Origin of the sequence: Brevibacillus centrosporus, assembly GCF_003710815.1 — a bacterium.
GTDB classification, from domain to species: domain Bacteria; phylum Bacillota; class Bacilli; order Brevibacillales; family Brevibacillaceae; genus Brevibacillus; species Brevibacillus centrosporus.
This window is the reverse complement of sequence record NZ_RHHP01000020.1, coordinates 25,401-43,155: the sequence shown is the minus strand read 5'-3', so window position 1 is coordinate 43,155 and position 17,755 is coordinate 25,401. Positions and strand designations below refer to the sequence as shown.

16 protein-coding genes and 1 pseudogene are annotated in these 17,755 nt (G+C 50.2%); 16 read left to right on the top strand and 1 reads right to left on the bottom strand.

Translation table 11 applies throughout. The annotated features are described in order from the left end of the window. Positions 1-204 precede the first annotated feature (204 nt). The 9 genes from EDM55_RS17285 to EDM55_RS31055 all read left to right on the top strand — a co-directional run bounded on the left by EDM55_RS17285 (position 205) and on the right by EDM55_RS31055 (position 12,013). Positions 205-1,296, top strand: coding sequence for a Glu/Leu/Phe/Val dehydrogenase dimerization domain-containing protein (locus EDM55_RS17285; protein WP_122960893.1), 1,092 nt, complete (start codon positions 205-207; stop codon positions 1,294-1,296). 178 nt (positions 1,297-1,474) lie between these two features. Beyond that, complete coding sequence (gene lpdA, locus EDM55_RS17280) at positions 1,475-2,896, top strand: dihydrolipoyl dehydrogenase (RefSeq protein ID WP_092268160.1); 1,422 nt, start codon at positions 1,475-1,477, stop codon at positions 2,894-2,896. Positions 2,897-2,914: 18 nt separating this feature from the next. Beyond that, entirely contained in the window at positions 2,915-3,907 is a 993-nt protein-coding gene (locus EDM55_RS17275) for a thiamine pyrophosphate-dependent dehydrogenase E1 component subunit alpha (RefSeq protein ID WP_092268161.1), read from the top strand. A gap of 12 nt (positions 3,908-3,919) precedes the next feature. Beyond that, on the top strand, positions 3,920-4,903 hold the full coding sequence (locus EDM55_RS17270; RefSeq protein WP_092268162.1) for an alpha-ketoacid dehydrogenase subunit beta: 984 nt from the start codon (positions 3,920-3,922) through the stop codon (positions 4,901-4,903). Positions 4,904-4,923: 20 nt separating this feature from the next. Continuing rightward, on the top strand, positions 4,924-6,243 hold the full coding sequence (locus tag EDM55_RS17265) for a dihydrolipoamide acetyltransferase family protein (RefSeq protein ID WP_122960892.1): 1,320 nt from the start codon (positions 4,924-4,926) through the stop codon (positions 6,241-6,243). A gap of 246 nt (positions 6,244-6,489) precedes the next feature. Further along, a complete protein-coding gene (locus EDM55_RS17260) occupies positions 6,490-8,661 on the top strand; it encodes a copper amine oxidase N-terminal domain-containing protein (protein WP_122960891.1) in 2,172 nt (723 codons plus the stop codon). A 382-nt stretch (positions 8,662-9,043) separates the two neighbouring features. After that, positions 9,044-9,466, top strand: coding sequence for a methylmalonyl-CoA epimerase (gene mce / locus EDM55_RS17255; RefSeq protein WP_092268165.1), 423 nt, complete (start codon positions 9,044-9,046; stop codon positions 9,464-9,466). Positions 9,467-9,585: 119 nt separating this feature from the next. After that, complete coding sequence (locus tag EDM55_RS17250; RefSeq protein WP_092268166.1) at positions 9,586-10,701, top strand: M20/M25/M40 family metallo-hydrolase; 1,116 nt, start codon at positions 9,586-9,588, stop codon at positions 10,699-10,701. A gap of 118 nt (positions 10,702-10,819) precedes the next feature. Beyond that, positions 10,820-12,013, top strand: coding sequence for a DUF3866 family protein (locus EDM55_RS31055; RefSeq protein WP_122960890.1), 1,194 nt, complete (start codon positions 10,820-10,822; stop codon positions 12,011-12,013). 7 nt (positions 12,014-12,020) lie between these two features. On the opposite strand, the pseudogene EDM55_RS31050 reads toward EDM55_RS31055, so the two are convergent. Then, positions 12,021-12,068 (bottom strand): annotated as a pseudogene (locus EDM55_RS31050) (hypothetical protein); the annotation flags it as partial. A gap of 105 nt (positions 12,069-12,173) precedes the next feature. Here EDM55_RS31050 and EDM55_RS17235 point away from each other — a divergent pair. From EDM55_RS17235 to xerD, 7 genes are all read left to right on the top strand, one after another. Next, the gene (locus EDM55_RS17235) at positions 12,174-12,731 is read left to right on the top strand and encodes an NUDIX domain-containing protein (RefSeq protein WP_092268169.1); all 558 of its coding nucleotides are present in this window, start codon (positions 12,174-12,176) and stop codon (positions 12,729-12,731) included. A 28-nt stretch (positions 12,732-12,759) separates the two neighbouring features. Then, entirely contained in the window at positions 12,760-13,908 is a 1,149-nt protein-coding gene (locus tag EDM55_RS17230; RefSeq protein WP_170184316.1) for an endonuclease Q family protein, read from the top strand. A 67-nt stretch (positions 13,909-13,975) separates the two neighbouring features. After that, complete coding sequence (gene spoIIM, locus EDM55_RS17225; protein ID WP_092268170.1) at positions 13,976-14,602, top strand: stage II sporulation protein M; 627 nt, start codon at positions 13,976-13,978, stop codon at positions 14,600-14,602. Positions 14,603-14,696: 94 nt separating this feature from the next. Continuing rightward, complete coding sequence (gene fur, locus EDM55_RS17220) at positions 14,697-15,161, top strand: ferric iron uptake transcriptional regulator (RefSeq protein ID WP_055743511.1); 465 nt, start codon at positions 14,697-14,699, stop codon at positions 15,159-15,161. A 152-nt stretch (positions 15,162-15,313) separates the two neighbouring features. Beyond that, positions 15,314-16,444, top strand: coding sequence for an alanine dehydrogenase (ald, locus tag EDM55_RS17215; RefSeq protein WP_122960889.1), 1,131 nt, complete (start codon positions 15,314-15,316; stop codon positions 16,442-16,444). Between the two features lie 60 nt (positions 16,445-16,504). Continuing rightward, positions 16,505-16,744 carry a DUF4227 family protein gene (locus EDM55_RS17210; RefSeq protein WP_092268172.1) on the top strand — a complete coding sequence of 80 codons (240 nt, stop codon included), beginning with the start codon at positions 16,505-16,507 and terminating at the stop codon, positions 16,742-16,744. 107 nt (positions 16,745-16,851) lie between these two features. After that, positions 16,852-17,739 (top strand): site-specific tyrosine recombinase XerD, encoded by an 888-nt coding sequence (gene xerD, locus EDM55_RS17205; protein WP_092268218.1) that lies wholly within the window; start codon positions 16,852-16,854, stop codon positions 17,737-17,739. The last annotated feature ends 16 nt before the right edge of the window (positions 17,740-17,755 follow it).

The window sequence follows — 17,755 nt, the reverse complement described above, 5'->3', positions numbered from 1 at the left end:
AACTGCATGATCGTGCAAGAAACTGCACACTAGGCAAGCCGGAAGCCTACGCCTACACAGGCAAATAAAGCGCTTTCAAAACGCAGAATGAGTTGGCACGACTTTTGCATTAACATCTCGACGGGAAGTAATCCAAACGGATCCCATGTATTTCAGCCAAGAGCTACTATGATGACAACGATCGATACTAGGGAGGTTTCTTCATTGAACATCTTTGACTACATGCAAAAGTACGACTACGAGCAATTGGTATTCTGTCAGGACGAAAATTCCGGTTTGAAAGCCATTATTTGCATTCATGATACGACACTGGGTCCGGCACTCGGCGGAACACGGATGTGGCCGTACAAAACGGAAGAAGAGGCAATCATTGACGTGTTGCGCCTGGGACGCGGTATGACATACAAAAACGCTGCAGCCGGTCTGAACATCGGTGGAGGTAAGGCTGTTATCATCGGCGATCCGCGCCAGCACAAAAGTGAAGAACTTTTCCGTTCGTTTGGCCGCTACATTCAAGGCTTGAACGGACGTTACATTACAGCCGAGGATGTAGGAACCACGGTTGCCGACATGGACATGATCCATTTGGAAACCGATTACGTCACAGGGGTATCTCCGGCGTTTGGTTCCAGCGGTAATCCATCTCCGGTGACAGCTTACGGTGTGTATCGAGGTATGAAGGCAGCGGCTAAGCTGGCTTATGGAACAGACGATTTGTCCGGACGCGTAGTAGCGGTTCAAGGGGTAGGAAACGTAGCGTACAACCTTTGCCGTCACCTGCACGAAGAAGGCGCGCACCTGATCGTAACGGATATCAACGAAGAAAACGTAAATCGTGCCGTAAACGATTTTGGAGCCAAAGCTGTGGGCGTGAACGAAATCTTTGGTGTTGAATGCGACATCTTCTCTCCTTGCGCACTGGGAGCGATCATCAATGACGATACGATTCCTCTCTTGAAAGCGAAAGTAATAGCAGGCGCGGCTAACAACCAGCTGAAGGAAGAACGCCACGGTGACCAGATCCACGAAATGGGCCTCTTCTATGCACCAGACTACGTGATTAACGCAGGTGGCGTAATCAACGTGGCGGATGAGCTGCAAGGCTACAACCGCGAGCGCGCCCTGAAAAAAGTAGAGACCATCTACGACAACATCTTGAAAGTATTCGAAATCGCTGAGCGCGATGGCATGGCTTCTTACCAGGCTGCTGACCGTATGGCCGAAGAACGAATCGCCAGCGTAGCAAAATCGCGTAATACTTTTCTGCAAAACGGCAAGACTGTTTATCATCGCTAAGTAACACGATGATCCCCTTTCCCCTGACCGTTGCCCATCATGCGGTCAGGGGGTACATATGCTTTGTTCTTTGAATATTCATAAACGCCGAAAACGTGGGTGACCCCACTGGTAATGTAAGGAGCCAGAGGCGGTTTTTTCGATAGCGGTTTTTCCCTACGAAAGGAGAGTTCAGATTATGTCTCAGGAGTTTGATCTGGTTGTTTTGGGCGGTGGAACGGGAGGGTACGTGGCAGCGATTCGCGCCTCCCAGCTCGGGATGAAAGTAGCGATCGTCGAAAAGGAAAAGCTCGGCGGAACCTGCCTGCACCGTGGGTGTATCCCCTCCAAAGCGCTTTTGCGCAGTGCAGAAGTATACGCCACCCTCAAAGAAAGCGATAAATTCGGGGTAATTGCCGGTGAAGTCGGCTACGATTTTTCCAAGATTCAGGATCGTAAGCAAGGAATCATCGAGCAGCTGCACAAAGGCATTCAATATTTGATGAAAAAAGGCAGCATCACTATTTTTGAAGGCTTTGGACGGGTAATGGGACCGTCGATCTTTTCCCCTCAAGCGGGTGCTGTTCGGATCGAAAAGGAGAATGGGGATCAGGAGATGATCGTTCCTCGCTTCTTGCTGCTTGCGACAGGCTCACGTCCTCGTACGTTGCCAGGACTGGTTATCGACGGGTCCTATGTAGTAACAAGTGATGAAGCCCTGCAGTGGGAGCAGCTGCCAGAATCCGTTGTTATCGTAGGCGGCGGAGTGATCGGGATCGAGTGGGCATCTATGCTGAACGATTTCGGAGTAGCGGTCACCGTGGTTGAGTATGCCGATCGCATTCTGCCTCTGGAAGATGAGGAAGTCAGCAAGGAAATGGCACGTCTGCTGAAAAAGCGCAAAGTAAACATCGTGACCTCTGCCAAGGTTTTGCCTGAATCTCTGGAAAAGGGAGAAGGGCGCGTCATGATCCAAGCGGAAACAGCTGGAGGCGTGCAATCCTTTGAAGCACAAAAAATCCTCGTTTCCGTGGGTCGCCAGGCAAATGTAGAAAATTTGGGACTGGAAGCGACAGAGATCAAGGTCGAGCGTGGCGCTGTCGTTGTCAACGAGCATTTTCAAACGGCGGAATCGCATATTTATGCCATTGGCGACGTGATCGGCGGGCTCCAACTGGCTCACGTAGCATCCCATGAAGGCATTTTGGCAGTTGAGCATATGGCTGGTCAAAATCCTCATCCCATGGACTATACAAAAGTACCGAAATGTACGTACAGCCGCCCGGAAGTAGCAAACGTCGGCTTGACGGAAAAAGAAGCGAAGGAAAAAGGCTTTGAGGTAAAAGTGGGCAAATTCAGCTTCAAGCCGCTGGGGAAAGCAATCATTTATGGAGAAAACGATGGCTTTGTCAAGGTTGTCGTGGATGCCAAAACAAATGATCTGCTTGGTGTGCACATGATCGGTCCGCATGTGACGGACATGATTTCGGAAGCGGGTCTCGCTCGCGTACTGGATGCGACCCCGTGGGAAATCGGCACGACCATCCATCCGCATCCGACGCTGTCTGAAGCCTTTATGGAAGCTGCTTTGGCAGTAGAAGGAAAAGCAATTCACAATTAGCGAGGAGGGCAAAAGGCGATGACTACGAAGCGACATGAACAAGTAGGTTTGACGGACGCACAAGTCCTTGACATGTACTATTACATGCTGTTGGCTCGTAAAATTGACGAGCGCCAATGGCTGTTGAATCGAGCGGGAAAAGTACCGTTTGTCATTTCCTGCCAAGGTCAGGAGGCTGCACAGGTCGGTGCGGCTTTTGCCATGGAAACCGGCAAGGATTACTTGTGTCCGTATTATCGTGACCTGGGATTGGTCCTGGTATTCGGGCAAACAGCTCGCGATTGCATGCTGTCTGCATTCGCGAAAGTAGAGGATCCGAACAGCGGCGGTCGCCAAATGCCTGGACATTTTGGCGGGAAAAAATACAACATCCTGTCTGGCTCCAGCCCTGTTACGACACAGGTACCTCATGCAGTAGGCATGGCGCTGGCAGGTAGAATGCAGCAAAAAGACTTCGTCGTGTACGCATCGTTCGGGGAAGGCTCCAGCAACCAGGGGGATTTCCACGAAGGGGCGAACTTCGCAGGCGTTCACAAGCTGCCGGTGATCTTTTTCTGTGAAAATAACAAATACGCGATCTCTGTTCCGCTGAAAAAGCAGCTGGCATGTGAAAGTGTAGCAGACCGCGCAATCGGTTACGGCTTCCCTGGAATCAGTGTAGATGGAAATGACCCGATCGAAGTCTACCGCGTAACGAAAGAAGCGGTAGAACGTGCGCGTCGCGGCGAAGGGCCAACGCTGATCGAAGCGGTCATGTATCGTCTGGTTCCGCACTCCAGCGATGACGACGACCGTGTATACCGTACGCGTGAAGAAGTAGAGGAAGCGAAGAAAAAGGATCCGTTGATTGTCTTTGCTGCGTATCTGAGAGAGATTGGCTTGCTGGATGAAAATACGGAAGCAGATATGCTCGCTCGCGTACAGCTGGAAGTGGATGAGGCGACGGAATATGCGGAAAACGCGCCGTATCCTACACCAGAATCGACTCTGACACACGTATACGGGGAATAAGGGGGAATCCAGATGGCGGTCATCTCATTTATTGATGCGATTACGATGGCGATGCGTGAAGAAATGCGTCGCGATCCCAATGTATTTGTCCTCGGGGAAGACGTCGGCGTCCGCGGCGGTGTTTTTCGTGCTACCGTTGGATTGATTGAAGAGTTTGGCGAAGAGCGCGTGATTGACACACCTCTGGCGGAGTCTGCCATCGTCGGTGTGGGGATTGGTGCGGCAGCTTATGGCATGCGCCCAATTGCTGAAATTCAGTTTGCTGATTTTATCATGCCGGCTGTCAACCAGATCGTCAGTGAAGCGGCGAAAATGCGTTACCGCTCCAATAACGACTGGAATTGCCCGATCACGATTCGAGCTCCATTTGGTGGAGGCGTACACGGTGCCCTCTACCATTCGCAATCGGTAGAAGCGATGTTTACGAATATTCCAGGTCTGAAGGTAGTAGCGCCTTCTACTCCTTATGATGCAAAAGGCTTGCTCAAGGCAGCGATCCGCGATGAAGATCCGGTATTGTTCTTTGAGCACAAGCGCTGCTATCGCTTGATCAAGGGCGAAGTGCCTGATCACGATTACGTTCTGCCGATCGGCAAGGCAGATGTCAAGCGAGAGGGAAGCGACATTACCGTTATTTCCTACGGTCTGGCCTTGCATTTCTGCCTGCAGGCAGCTGAAAAGCTCGCGCAGGAAGGCATCAGTGCTCATGTGCTCGATTTGCGGACGCTCTACCCGCTGGATAAAGAGGCGATTGCAGAGGCGGCGTCGAAAACGGGGAAAGTTTTGATCGTACATGAGGACAACAAAGAAGGCGGCGTTGGCGGCGAAGTAGCAGCTATCATTGCCGAGCAGTGCCTGTTTGATCTCGATGCTCCGATTAAACGTCTGTGTGGTCCTGATGTACCGGCTATGCCGTACAGCCCGCCGATGGAAAAATTCTTTATGCTCAACCCGGATAAAGTATTGGAAGCGATGCGGGAGCTGGCCAACTATTAAGACGAGGAGGACCTAGGATCATGGCAACGAAAGTACTTATGCCCCAGCTCGGAGAGAGCGTGACCGAGGGCACCATCAGCAAATGGCTCGTCAAAGTGGGCGACACGGTGAAGAAGTACGATTCTCTGGCAGAAGTCACTACAGATAAAGTAAATGCGGAAGTCCCATCCACGGTGTCTGGTCGCGTAACAGAAATTGTGGTACCAGAAGGGGAAACCGTCGCGATCGGCACACTTATTCTTTATATAGAAGAAAGCGGGGAAGCGGGAGAGACTCAAGCAGCTCCTGCAGCCTCCGCAGCTCCAGCCGCTCCAGTTGCAGCAGTGGCAGTCACGCAGCAAGCTGCTCCAAGACTGACAACGGCTCCAGAAGGCGGCAAGCAGCGCTACTCTCCTGCAGTCATGGTATTGTCGCAAGAGCATGGAATCGATCTCTCCCGCGTAGTGGGCACGGGTGCAGGTGGACGGGTGACGAGAAAAGACGTGCAGGCTATTATCGATGCAGGCGGTCAAAAGCCGGCAGAAGTCGCACAAGAGCCGGTGGTTGCACAAACGCCATCAACACCTGCGCCAACAGCAGCCCCTGCAGCAGCTAGTGCACCTGTCGCACATACTTCGGCACCGGCTGAAATTCCGGTAGCGAGTGGGGATCAGGTCATTCCAGTTTCCTCGATCCGTCGTACGATTGCGAACCGCATGGTGCAAAGCAAGCACGAGGCACCACATGCCTGGACGATGGTTGAAGTGGACGTTACCAACCTCGTAAACTTCCGCAATCAAGCAAAAGGGGAGTTCACTCGCAAAGAAGGTATCAACCTCACGTTCCTGCCGTTCTTTATCAAGGCAGTCGTTGAAGCGCTGAAAGAATATCCGATGATCAACTCTACCTGGGCAGGGGATAAGATCATCGTGAAGAAAAACATCAACATTTCCATCGCCGTATCAACAGATGACGCGCTGTACGTTCCGGTCATCAAGGATGCGGACCAGAAGTCCATTTTGGGAATCGCGAAAGCAGTCGATGACCTGGCAGCAAGGACTCGCGCAGGCAAGCTGACTATGGACGATATGACAGGTGGCACCTTCACGGTAAACAACACCGGCTCATTCGGCTCCATCCAGTCTCAGCCGATCATCAACTCGCCGCAAGCCGCTATTCTCAGTGTGGAGTCTATCGTGAAACGTCCGGTTGTCATCAACGACATGATTGCCATCCGCTCGATGGTCAATCTGTGCATGTCACTGGATCACCGGGTGCTGGACGGCCTGATTTGCGGCCGCTTCCTGCAAAGCGTCAAGCAAAAGCTCGAAAGCATCGGACCGGATACAAAACTGTACTAAGGAACAGGCCAGACGCTTTCACAGGTCTGGTTTTTCTCTGCCCGGCTTTTCAGGCAGAAAAATAAAGTTTGCCTGCAGCCGCAAACGGATGTAACTTTTTGCCGAACCATTGCGTCTTAGCAAATGTAAGCAAGGAGTCTATCATTTTCCGGAGAATAGATTTCCTCGGATAAGCATTTATGGTAAACTGATAGCGATCTGCTAGAGAAACATTTCCTGATTTTGGGCAAATATGGGAGGAAAAACATGGAGAAGAGTAAAAAAGCACTGCCGATCGTACTCGCATCTGCACTGGCAGCTACCCCTTTGGTTGCAGTGCCGCAGCAGGCACATGCATTATCAGGTGTGTCGATTACAGCTGATGATGAAGAAGCTGGTGAAACGACTGACTACGATATCGAATTTACCACTGGAGATTTTATTGATTCTGGTGATAAAATTTACGTCAAATTTGACAAAGATTTTGACTTGGATGACGTTGATGAAGATTCCATCGACGCCGATTTTGATATTGAAGATGTAGAAGTTACCAGCGGCAATGTCGTTGAGATCACTGTCGATGAAGATATCGAGGATGATGAAGATCTCTCCTTTACCATTTCGGATGTCGTCAATCCAGACGATGAGGATACCTATGAGATCGGCGTGAAAACGACGAATGAAACCACCTATAAGTACGATGAAATTGACATCGAAGACGGCGGCAGCAGCAGCAGCTCCGACGATGAGTTCAATGTAGACCTCAGCAGTACAGTAGCTGGCGAAAAAGTCTCGCTGGAGCTTGGGGATTTTGACCTCGACGGCAAGGATGAGCTGGAGACCGGCGAAACCATCACGGTCATTTTCCCAGATGAAGACATGCTTCCAAGCAGTATTTCCAAAAGCGATGTAAAGGTGAATGGATATGCGGCAAAAGCGGTAGACGTTGATGGCGATGAAGTCTCGATCGACGTACCGAGTGGTGCTGATGGCGATGACTACATCAACCTGGAATTCTTGAAAGCGGCAGGCATCTCGAACCCGGATACAGCTGACGATTACACTTTCAAAGTCAAATATGATGGAACTACATACGAGTCCGAATCTGTTGACATCACCAAATCGGGTTCTAGCAGCGCAGTTTCCGGCAACTACACGGTAAATCTGTCTGATCCAGCAGCAGGGGCTCGCTCCAGCTATATTTTCGAAGCTGACTTTGGTAAAGACCTGAAGGCAGATTCTGACCTGATCATCGAATTCCCTTCCACTGATATGGTGCCGATGATTTTGAGCACCTCCGATTTCAGTGTGAATGGGAAAGAACCGAAAAAAGTAGGGGCAATCGGCAACAAAGTATACATCACGACTCCAACCAGCTTCAGCGCGGACAGTAATGTCAAGGTCGTTGTTTCGTATACAGCTTGGATTACCAATCCGAAAACAGCTGGCTCCTATACACTGAAAGCGACAGCCGCTGGAAAAACAATTACTTCCAAAGCGTTCACGATTGGCGGTTCTACCGTAAATCCGACAACGCCAACAAACCCTACTACACCAACGACACCGACAGCCCCGACGACTCCTGTCAATAACAGCACAGCGACCATCACGCTGACGACGACTGCGCTGAATCAGGCAACAGGTGTGAATGTGGCGATCAAGGGACTCGGCGTCGGTCTGGCAAAACAACGCGACTTTATCGAGCTTGTCTTCCCTGCAGGCTATAAAGTACCAGCTTACATCGCTCCAGCGAACATCACGGTAAACGGCGCTGCAGCGAACTATGTAGCCGTACGCGGTCAAAACGTTCTGGTGTATCCGTCCCAGGATATCCCGGCTGCAACAGCTGCGACTGTATCGATCACAGCAGCAGCGAACATTGTGAACCCAGCTGTGAAAAACGCGTACAGCATCAGCGTGTTTACTTCCGAAGAAAAAGGTCTGCAATTTGCTCGAGCTGTTGGCGTAGGAATGCCAGCACCGGTACAACCAGCACAGCCTACTGCTCCAAAACCAACGACACCAGCTCCAACAACACCGACTCCAGCGCAGCCATCTGTAACGGTTCCTTCCAATGCAGCGCTGTTTAAAGTAAATGCAAAAACATTTACGCTGCATGGTAAATCGTATCCTCTTTCTCAAGCGCCATATTTGGCTGGAGGAAATACGACTATGGTTCCAGCACAGTTCTTTAAAGAAGCTCTGGCTTTGACTACGCAGTGGAACAACCAAACCGTTGCGATTATCAGCGGTACGAAGGTGTTGAAATTCTCCGTTGGTTCCAACAAAGCGCGCGTAGGCAATACAGAAGTGACGCTGCCAACTCCGGTTGTACTGAAGGATGGCATGCCGATGATCCCTGTTCGTTTCGTAACGGATAATCTCGGCTACAAAGTAGGCTGGGATGCGAAAACATCCAGCGTATACGTTTACCGTTAAAAACAGGCAGCTTGTCTAAATCAAACCCCCCTTGCCAAGTCGGAAGGGGGGTTTGATTATGTGTTCCTATTTGCTGGTTATTGAAAATAGAAAAACGTCGGAACAATCAGGGAGAGAACAAGAATGCCAATCAAAATTTTGGCGATCAAGGATTGCTTCATCTCGGTGATCCTCCTTTCTATCAGGGAAAAATACGGTATTTGGGGAAAATGACGGCTCTAGGCCCGAAAAGGTGTGCTAAAATGATGAGGAAAACAGTACAAGCTCCTTTCATTTTACCGAATCAAACAAGGTGTAGCAACAACCGTTGTCCACTTGAAGGACTTCGTGATGAGCACCGGACTGATTGGGAAACCTGATTCCATAGAAAAGGATGAGTGCAGTGAAAGCACCGAACAAGATTGCCCATATCGGAATTGCTGTGAAAAGTCTGGATCATGTTCTTCCCTTTTATACGGAGCAGTTGGGTTTGAAGCTGCTCGGGAAAGAAGAGGTGGCGAGCGAGCAGGTACGAGTCGCCTTCTTGGAAATTGGGGAAAGTCGTATTGAGCTTTTGGAACCGCTTTCAGAGGAGAGCCCCATTGCGAAATTCATTGAAAAACGGGGAGAAGGGATCCATCATATCGCCCTGGATGTTGACGACGTCGAGATGCGTCTTGTGACTTTAAAAGAAAATGGTGTACCTTTGATCCACGAGAAACCTAAAGAAGGGGCTCACCAGGCGCAAATTGGATTTTTGCACCCGAAAGCGGCACAGGGCGTCTTGTATGAGCTTTGCCAATACCCGAAGGATGCTGCGCATTAAAGAGACAGCCTCGTACTTGAAAGATTGCGACGTTTTCATGGTAGAAAAAATTTTTTTGCGGTATACTGGAACTTGAGAATATGTACCAAAATCGGACAGTGATGTAGGAGGTTACAACAGTGATCAACCAAGAGCGTTTGCTAAACGAGTTTTTGGAGCTCGTACAAATCGACAGTGAAACAAAAAATGAAGCACAAGTGAACAAGGTGCTGAAAGAAAAACTAATCGGCATGGGCTTTACTGTTCAAGAGGATGATGCAGCTGCGAAAACCGGCCACGGTGGAAACAACCTGATTGCTACTCTGGAAGGTACTGGAAACGGTCCGACAATCTTGTTCAGCAGCCATATGGATACGGTTGTTCCTGGAAACGGTATCAAGCCGCAAGTTCGCGATGGTTATGTTTACTCGGATGGCACCACAATCCTCGGTGCTGACGATAAAGCCGGAATTGCGGCGATCTTCGAAGGCATCCGCACCTTGAAAGAGCAAAACCTGTCTCATCCTACGATTCAGGTCGTCCTGACTGTCGGCGAAGAATCCGGGCTGGTGGGCTCCCGTGCCATGGATTCCAGCCTGCTGAAGGCGGAAATGGGCTTCATCCTCGACTCAGAAGGTCCTGTAGGTAAAATTACGGTTGCGGGTGCTGGACAGTACCGCATCGTGACTAAAATTCATGGGAAAGCAGCGCATGCAGGCGTGAACCCAGAGGATGGAATCAGTGCAATCTCTGTCGCAAGCAAAGCGATCTCCCGTATGCCGCTTGGACGTATTGATGCGGATACAACAGCAAATATCGGCCGTTTTGAAGGCGGAAAAGCATACAATATCGTTACGGATTATGTAGAAGTTTGGTCGGAAGCTCGCAGCTTGGTAATGGACAAGCTGGAAGCGCAAGTGAAGAAAATGACGACTGCTTTTGAAGAAGCGGCTGCCGAAATGGGCGCAACTGTTGAGAACGATGTTATCTTCATGTACCACGGCTACAAATTCAATGAAGATACGCCAGTCGTTCAAAAAGCGATTAACGCCGTAAAACGTGTGGACCGCAACCCTGAGCTGGTAGCAAGTGGCGGGGGCAGCGACGGCAACGTATTCAATGGCTACAATATCCCTAGCGTGAACTTTGCGATTGGCTATGAAGAAATTCATACGAAAAACGAGCGGATGCCAATTGCTGAGCTGAACAAGGCTGCTGAGCTCGTACTCGCTGTCATCGAAGCGGTACAAGAATAGAATGGATAAAAGACAAGTCGGGATTCCCATTGGGTGTCCCGGCTTTTTTTCGATAAATGATTGGGTCAAGCCCAACTCATCATACAATAGGGGAGAGAGCGGGAAGGGAGGGGATGTCGTGCTTCGTCTGGCTTTGGGGACAGTTGTGCGCGTGATCGAGGAGCGGCCAGGTTTTCAGTTGATCGGGCTTTGGATGGCAGAAACGGGGCTGCATGAGGAAGCCATGTCCTTTGCCCAGGAAGAGTACGTGCCAGGAGACAAAGTCATTGTCAATACGACGGCCATCCATTTAAAGCTGGGGACTGGGGGCTATCATGTGGTTGTGGGCAAAGCAGACCGTATGAACGAACGTGATCTATCACCCTCGCAATGGGGTCATATTATGAAAATGCGCTATTCGCCTTGGCAGCTGGCAGTCGATTCCGTAGAAGAGCAAGCAAGCCCTCATCATGACCTGTTTCTCCGGGAAGATCTGTCTTTAGAAGGAACACCGGTGCTGATTACAGAGCTGCATAGCCTGCTCCCTGCTTCGGTGGTAGCGTGGAAACAAAAAAATCCGGAATCGAAAATTGCCTATGTCATGCCAGATGGCGCTTCTTTACCTATGGCGCTCAGCCGGCACGTCCATCATTTAAAGAGACAGGGATTTCTGGCTGCGACGATTACGACCGGACACGCTTGGGGGGGCGATCACGAGGCGGTCACCATCCACAGCGGGCTTTTGGCTGCACGGCATGTGGAAAAAGCAGATCTCATCATTTGTACACTTGGTCCTGGCGTGGCGGGAACGGGTACATCCTATGCCTTTTCGGGTATTCAATTGGCGGAAGTGATTCATGCGGTTTCCATCCTTGGTGGATTTCCGTTGATGATCCCGCGCATCAGCTTTGCAGATTCTCGTCAGCGTCATTATGGCATCAGCCATCATACACAAACTATTTTGCAGCGTTATGCCCTGCGTCCAGTCGTGCTGACCATGCCGATAATAGGCGATCATCGCGATTGCCTACTCGAACAGCAAGCAGCTACGCTGAAGAAGCTGGATAAGCACCTCCTAGTATGGGGAAAGGTACCGGGTGAGCATAGGCTTTCGTCGCTGGAGCAATCGTACGGCTTGTCCTTTACGACGATGGGCAGAACCTGGGTGGAAGACCCTGTACCTTTTCAGACTGCCGTTCTAGCCATTGATTTATTGTGCAGCTGGCGTGAGGGGTTGGCGAAAGCATTTAGCGACGACCCGCATTGCTTCGGCGCTCCAGATACGCTTGCAGCGTTAGATCTTTTTTCGACCAGGACCGAAGCGCAGCCTTGATTTCCCAAGCTTTTCCTACCAGGCGCAACTGCTTTTCACTCACATAGGTTTTCATCACTGATCTCCTCCGCTACAATGAATGTGGACAAGCTTTATGCTCCCAACTTATGGTGGATCTCGAGCATTTAGAACGAAGAAAAAGACAAAGGGAGGATTTCTCTTGAACAAGTATGAGCATCTTTACGAAAAAACGATTTCCAGTCAGCCCATTTACGATGGACGAATCATCAAAGTAAAGGTCGATGAGGTTCAGCTTCCAAACGGCAAGACAGCCAAACGGGAAATTGTGAATCATCAGGGGGCTGTGGCAGTGCTGCCATTGACAGATGACGGGAAAATGGTAGCTGTTCGGCAGTTTCGCAAGCCTTTGGAACAAACAATCGTGGAAATTCCGGCAGGTAAGCTGGAGCCAGGCGAAGAACCGCTCACCTGCGCAATCCGGGAATTGGAAGAAGAAACAGGCTATAAGGCAGAAAAAATGGAGCTGCTTAGTTCGTTTTATACCTCGCCAGGTTTTGCAGATGAGCTCTTGCATGTGTACATCGCGACCGGTTTGACAAAAGGGGAGAGCAGACCGGATGAAGACGAGTTTGTCGATGCTCTTGAGCTGTCGCTGGAAGAAGCGCACGAGCTGCACCGTACGGGAGAAATCCGTGACGCGAAGACGGTGGTAGCAATATTTGCATGGGAAAACAGGGTGCTGCGTTCCCGTGGTTAATAACGACCTGACTGAATACTTCTGTGACATGCACATTCATATCGGGGGCACGAGGAGTGGGAAGCCGGTCAAGATTACGGCATCGCGCCAGATGACGCTGACCAGCATATTGGAGGAGGCATCTGAGCGAAAAGGTATGGATGTCATAGGAATCATCGATGCCCATTCTCCTGAGGTGCAAGAGGAATTGATCGATCTGATCAAAAGTGGGGTGGCGCTGGAGCATCGCGATGGAGGGATTCTTTACAAGGAAACGATGCTTATCCTCGGCTGCGAGGTTGAGATCAAGGAAGAAGCGCGCGGCGAAGCCCATTTCCTCGTGTACATGCCCTATTTGCGAGAAATGCAGTCGTTCACTACGTGGCTGTCGGACAGATGCAAAAATGTCACCCTGAGCTCCCAGCGGATACGAACCAGCTTGAACGAGCTGCAGTCCTATGTGGAGCAGGCAGGCGGCCTCGTTATACCTGCTCATATTTTCACACCGCATAAAGGACTCTATGGCAACTGCACCGATTCCATGGCAGAAGTGCTGGATTCCGCGAAAATATGGGCAGTTGAGCTGGGTCTTAGTGCCAACACGCAAATGGCTGATCAGCTGTCGGAGCTGGCAAACAAGACGTTTCTCACTAATTCAGATGCCCATTCACTCGGGAAAATTGGGCGAGAGTACCAGTCGATCCGTATGAAGGAGCGCTCCTATAGGGAATGGGAAAAAGCCATTCGACGGGAAAACGGCAGAGGAGTAAGCGTCAATTACGGTTTGCAGCCGCAGCTAGGAAAGTATCATCAGACAGCCTGCCACAGCTGCCAATCTCTGTTGCCGGCAGATGCTTTGGGTAGATGCCCGGAGTGCGGTCACAAACAGATTGTTCGTGGAGTAGCAGCACGGATTGAAGAGCTGGCTGATGTTCCGCTGGGCACTCATCCGGCCCATCGTCCACCTTACGTAGAACAGGTTCCGCTTGAATTCATCCCGGGAGTCGGGCCGAAGCTTTTACAAAAGCTATACGACGCCTTTGGAACGCAAATGAATGTCCTCCATCGCGTAAGTCGGAATGAGCTAGCGGTGGTGGCAGGCGAAAAAATTGCGGATTGGATTGACAAGGCAAGAGGCGGAAGGCTGTCGGTTCAAGCGGGTGGGGCAGGAACCTACGGACGGATTGTTGAAGACTGAGCAGGCATAGCGTCAAGTTTGTCCGCATAAGCTTTACAGTAATCAGTGAAGCGGGAGGCGACGCAATGTGCGTTCACGAGTCGGACAAACTATCCAGGCGTATGCGAGAGATCATCAGTCGCTCTATTGGTTCACGATTGTCTTGTTTACCATGGGCATTATTTTTGGAGCCGTGCTAGTCAATTCCTTGCCGCTATCGCAAAAGCAGGAGCTGAACGGGTTCCTTCAATATTTCTTCAACAGCTTATCCACCCAAGGAATTCCGGAGACGACGACTCATTTTCAAGAAGCGTTTGGACACTATGCGAAAACCATCGGGATCATGTGGGTGCTGGGACTTTCGATTATTGGACTTCCGATGATTCTCCTCATGCTCTTCTTAAAAGGAGTTGTCGTCGGTTTCACAGTCGGCTTTCTGGTCAACCAGCTGCAATGGCACGGGGTCACGTTTGCTTTGCTGGGTGTGTTGCCGCAAAATTTGCTGGTTGTTCCTGCCCTTTTTATCGTAGGTGTGAGCGGAATTTCTTTTTCACTCCGTTTGATCAAAACGAGGTTGGTCAGCAAGCGAGATGTCATCATGCCTCATTTTGTCGGCTATACCGCGCTTGTGATTTGCATGCTGGCCGTGTTGACGATGGCAGCTCTGTTTGAGACGTTCGTATCACCGAGGCTCATGCAGATTGTCCTTAATTAAGAATAATTATCATGTAAGAACTTCTGCATTTGACTTATTCAAGTACCCTCTACTATAATAGGAACAGGTTTCATGCGAGCGGGGAGGGGCATTAATGTTGGAAGAAAAGTTAGAGAAAATTAAGCAGCAATTGCATTCACAAAACTACAAGTTGACACCACAGCGTGAAGCCACTGTTCGCGTCTTGTTGGAAAATGAAGAAGACCATCTGAGCGCGGAGGATGTCTACCTGTTGGTGAAGGATAAAGCGCCGGAAATCGGACTTGCAACCGTCTATCGGACCTTGGAGCTATTGAGTGAGCTGAAGATCCTGCACAAAATGAACTTCGGCGACGGCGTAGCTCGGTACGACCTGCGTGATGACAACGCAGCCTACCACCACCACCACTTGATATGCCTGAACTGCGGCTCTGTCGATGAAATATTTGAAGACTTGCTTGTCACAGCAGAGGAAAAAGTCAAGAATGTTTATAACTTTTACATTACCGATCACCGCTTGACCTTTTACGGTATCTGCAGTCGCTGCATTGATAAAGTAAATGTGGAAGACTTCAAATAAAGAAAACTTCTCTGGGAACGGAGAAGTTTTTTTCTTTTCTTTTGCGTACAGGATAATTTTTCTAATCTCGCCGATTTCTCTTGCATGTAATGGTCATCGTTCTCGCGTGGCATCATACAAAGGTAATAAGAGAGACTGGAGGCGATATGCCGATGATTATTGGGGTACCAAAAGAAATAAAAAACAATGAGAATCGTGTAGGCCTGACTCCGGCTGGGGTGAGCTCGTATAAACAGGCAGGGCATCGTGTCCTCGTGGAAATGCATGCCGGCATGGGCTCGGGCTTTGGGGATGAGGACTATCTGGCAGCGGGCGCCGAAATATTTGAGAAAGCAGCAGATGTGTGGAGTTATGCAGACATGATCTGCAAGGTAAAAGAGCCATTGCCAGACGAATATCCTTACTTTCGGGAAAATCAGATTCTGTTTACGTACTTGCATCTGGCGCCGGAAAAAGCGCTGACCAAACAGCTCATGGACAAAAAAGTAGTGGCCATCGCTTACGAGACGATTCAAACGGACGATCGTGCGCTTCCTCTACTCATGCCAATGAGCGAAGTTGCAGGCAGGATGTCAGTCCAGATCGGCGCGCAATTTTTGGAGAAGCCGCATGGGGGGAAAGGAATCTTACTCGGTGGAGTACCCGGAGTACCTCCAGGGAAAGTGGTTATTGTGGGGGGCGGGATCGTCGGTACCAACGCAGCGAAAATGGCGATCGGGTTGGGTGCAGACGTAACCATTCTGGATATCAATGCCAATCGGCTCAGGGAGCTGGACGACACGTTCCAAGGCAGGCTCCATACACTGATGTCCAACCACTACAATCTGGCGGAAGCTGTCAAGCATGCCGACCTCTTGATTGGCGCGGTTTTAATACCAGGAGCGCGTGCGCCGAGACTGGTGACGGAAGAGATGGTCAAGTCGATGTCGCCAGGTTCGGTGATTGTAGATGTAGCCATTGATCAAGGGGGCTCGATCGAGACGGTCGACCGCATCTCGACACATAGCGATCCGACCTATGTCAAGCACGGTGTGGTTCACTATTCGGTAGCCAATATGCCAGGAGCAGTACCTCGCACCTCGACGATTGCGCTGTCCAATGTGACACTGCCATACGGTCTGTTGCTTGCCAACAAAGGCTATCGGGCTGCTATCTCCCAGCATCGTGCATTAGCTCGCGGAGTGAATGTCATTAACGGCCACATCGTGTATGAGGCTGTCGCCAAATCCTTGCAGCTGCCATACACACCGATGGATGATGTCTTGTCTGACATGCCGCTATAGCAGCGCATGCAGGTGTGGACAAGTGCATATAATGGTGAAAAAGCATAGGAGGGAGAGAGCATGCGGATTCCGTATCGACGCGTGATGGAGGCGCTGCGTTTTTTGCTGCTCTTCGTTACGTGTGCCTTATTGTCTTACGGAATTATCACGATTTTGACCGACAAGCTGATGCCGGCCAATCCGTATGAGGAACCACATGGCAATGCGGTAAAAGTGGTAAAGCTATTGAACTCTCCAGAGACACAGGACTTGGAAGGATATTTTTCACGATTGCAGCTTTTTTATGAGACGGGCGAGTAACTTAGAAGAAGAAGTGTACCTGCGCATTTTTTTGTGAAAAAAGCAGGAGATTCTTCATTGGTGTGGAAAGCAATACAGGATACTTATCACCTGAAGGGGACAGCTTCATGGACAGTCTGATTGATCAATTTATCCATTTCCTGGCTGTAGAAAAAGGGCTATCGCGCAACACCCTGGAATCGTACCAGCGGGATATGGTAGCCTATACTACGTATTTGCAGGACCAAGGTATCACGCGCATAGAAGATTCCACGAGAACGCAAATCATTGGCTACCTGCTGGTGCTGCGGGAAAAGGGCAGAGCGACAGCGACACTCTCGAGGAACATGGCTTCCATACGTGCCTTTTATCAGTTTCTCGTTCGGGACAAATACATAGACAAGGACCCTTCTATCCATTTGGAAACCCCGAAGATTGAGAAGCGGCTGCCGAAGGTGCTATCGATTGAAGAAGTGGAGCGGTTGCTGGAAAGTCCCCCTGTGCATCATCCGGCCGGGTTGCGCGACAAGGCCATGCTTGAGCTTTTGTATGCTACAGGGATTCGGGTCTCTGAGCTGGTTAACCTTGATGCAGCTGATGTAAATCTCGATATGGGATTTGTGAAGTGCATGGGGAAAGGCTCGAAGGAACGGATTATTCCATTAGGCTCTGTCGCTGTCCAGATGGTTCGGCATTACTTGTCCGCAGGCAGGCCCAAGCTGGTAAAAGGAACAGGGGATACAGCCTTGTTTTTGAATCACTTGGGAAAACAGATCACGAGACAAGGATTTTGGAAGATCATCAAGCGCTATGCGCAAAAAGCCAATATCCGAGCCGAGATTACGCCGCATACCTTGCGCCACTCGTTCGCCACTCATTTGCTGGAGAACGGTGCTGACCTGCGCTCTGTACAGGAAATGCTCGGTCATGCAGACATTTCCACAACGCAGATCTACACGCATGTGACACGTACCCGAATCAAAGATATTTATGCCAAAACTCATCCGCGCGCGTAACTTGCACGTATGAGGA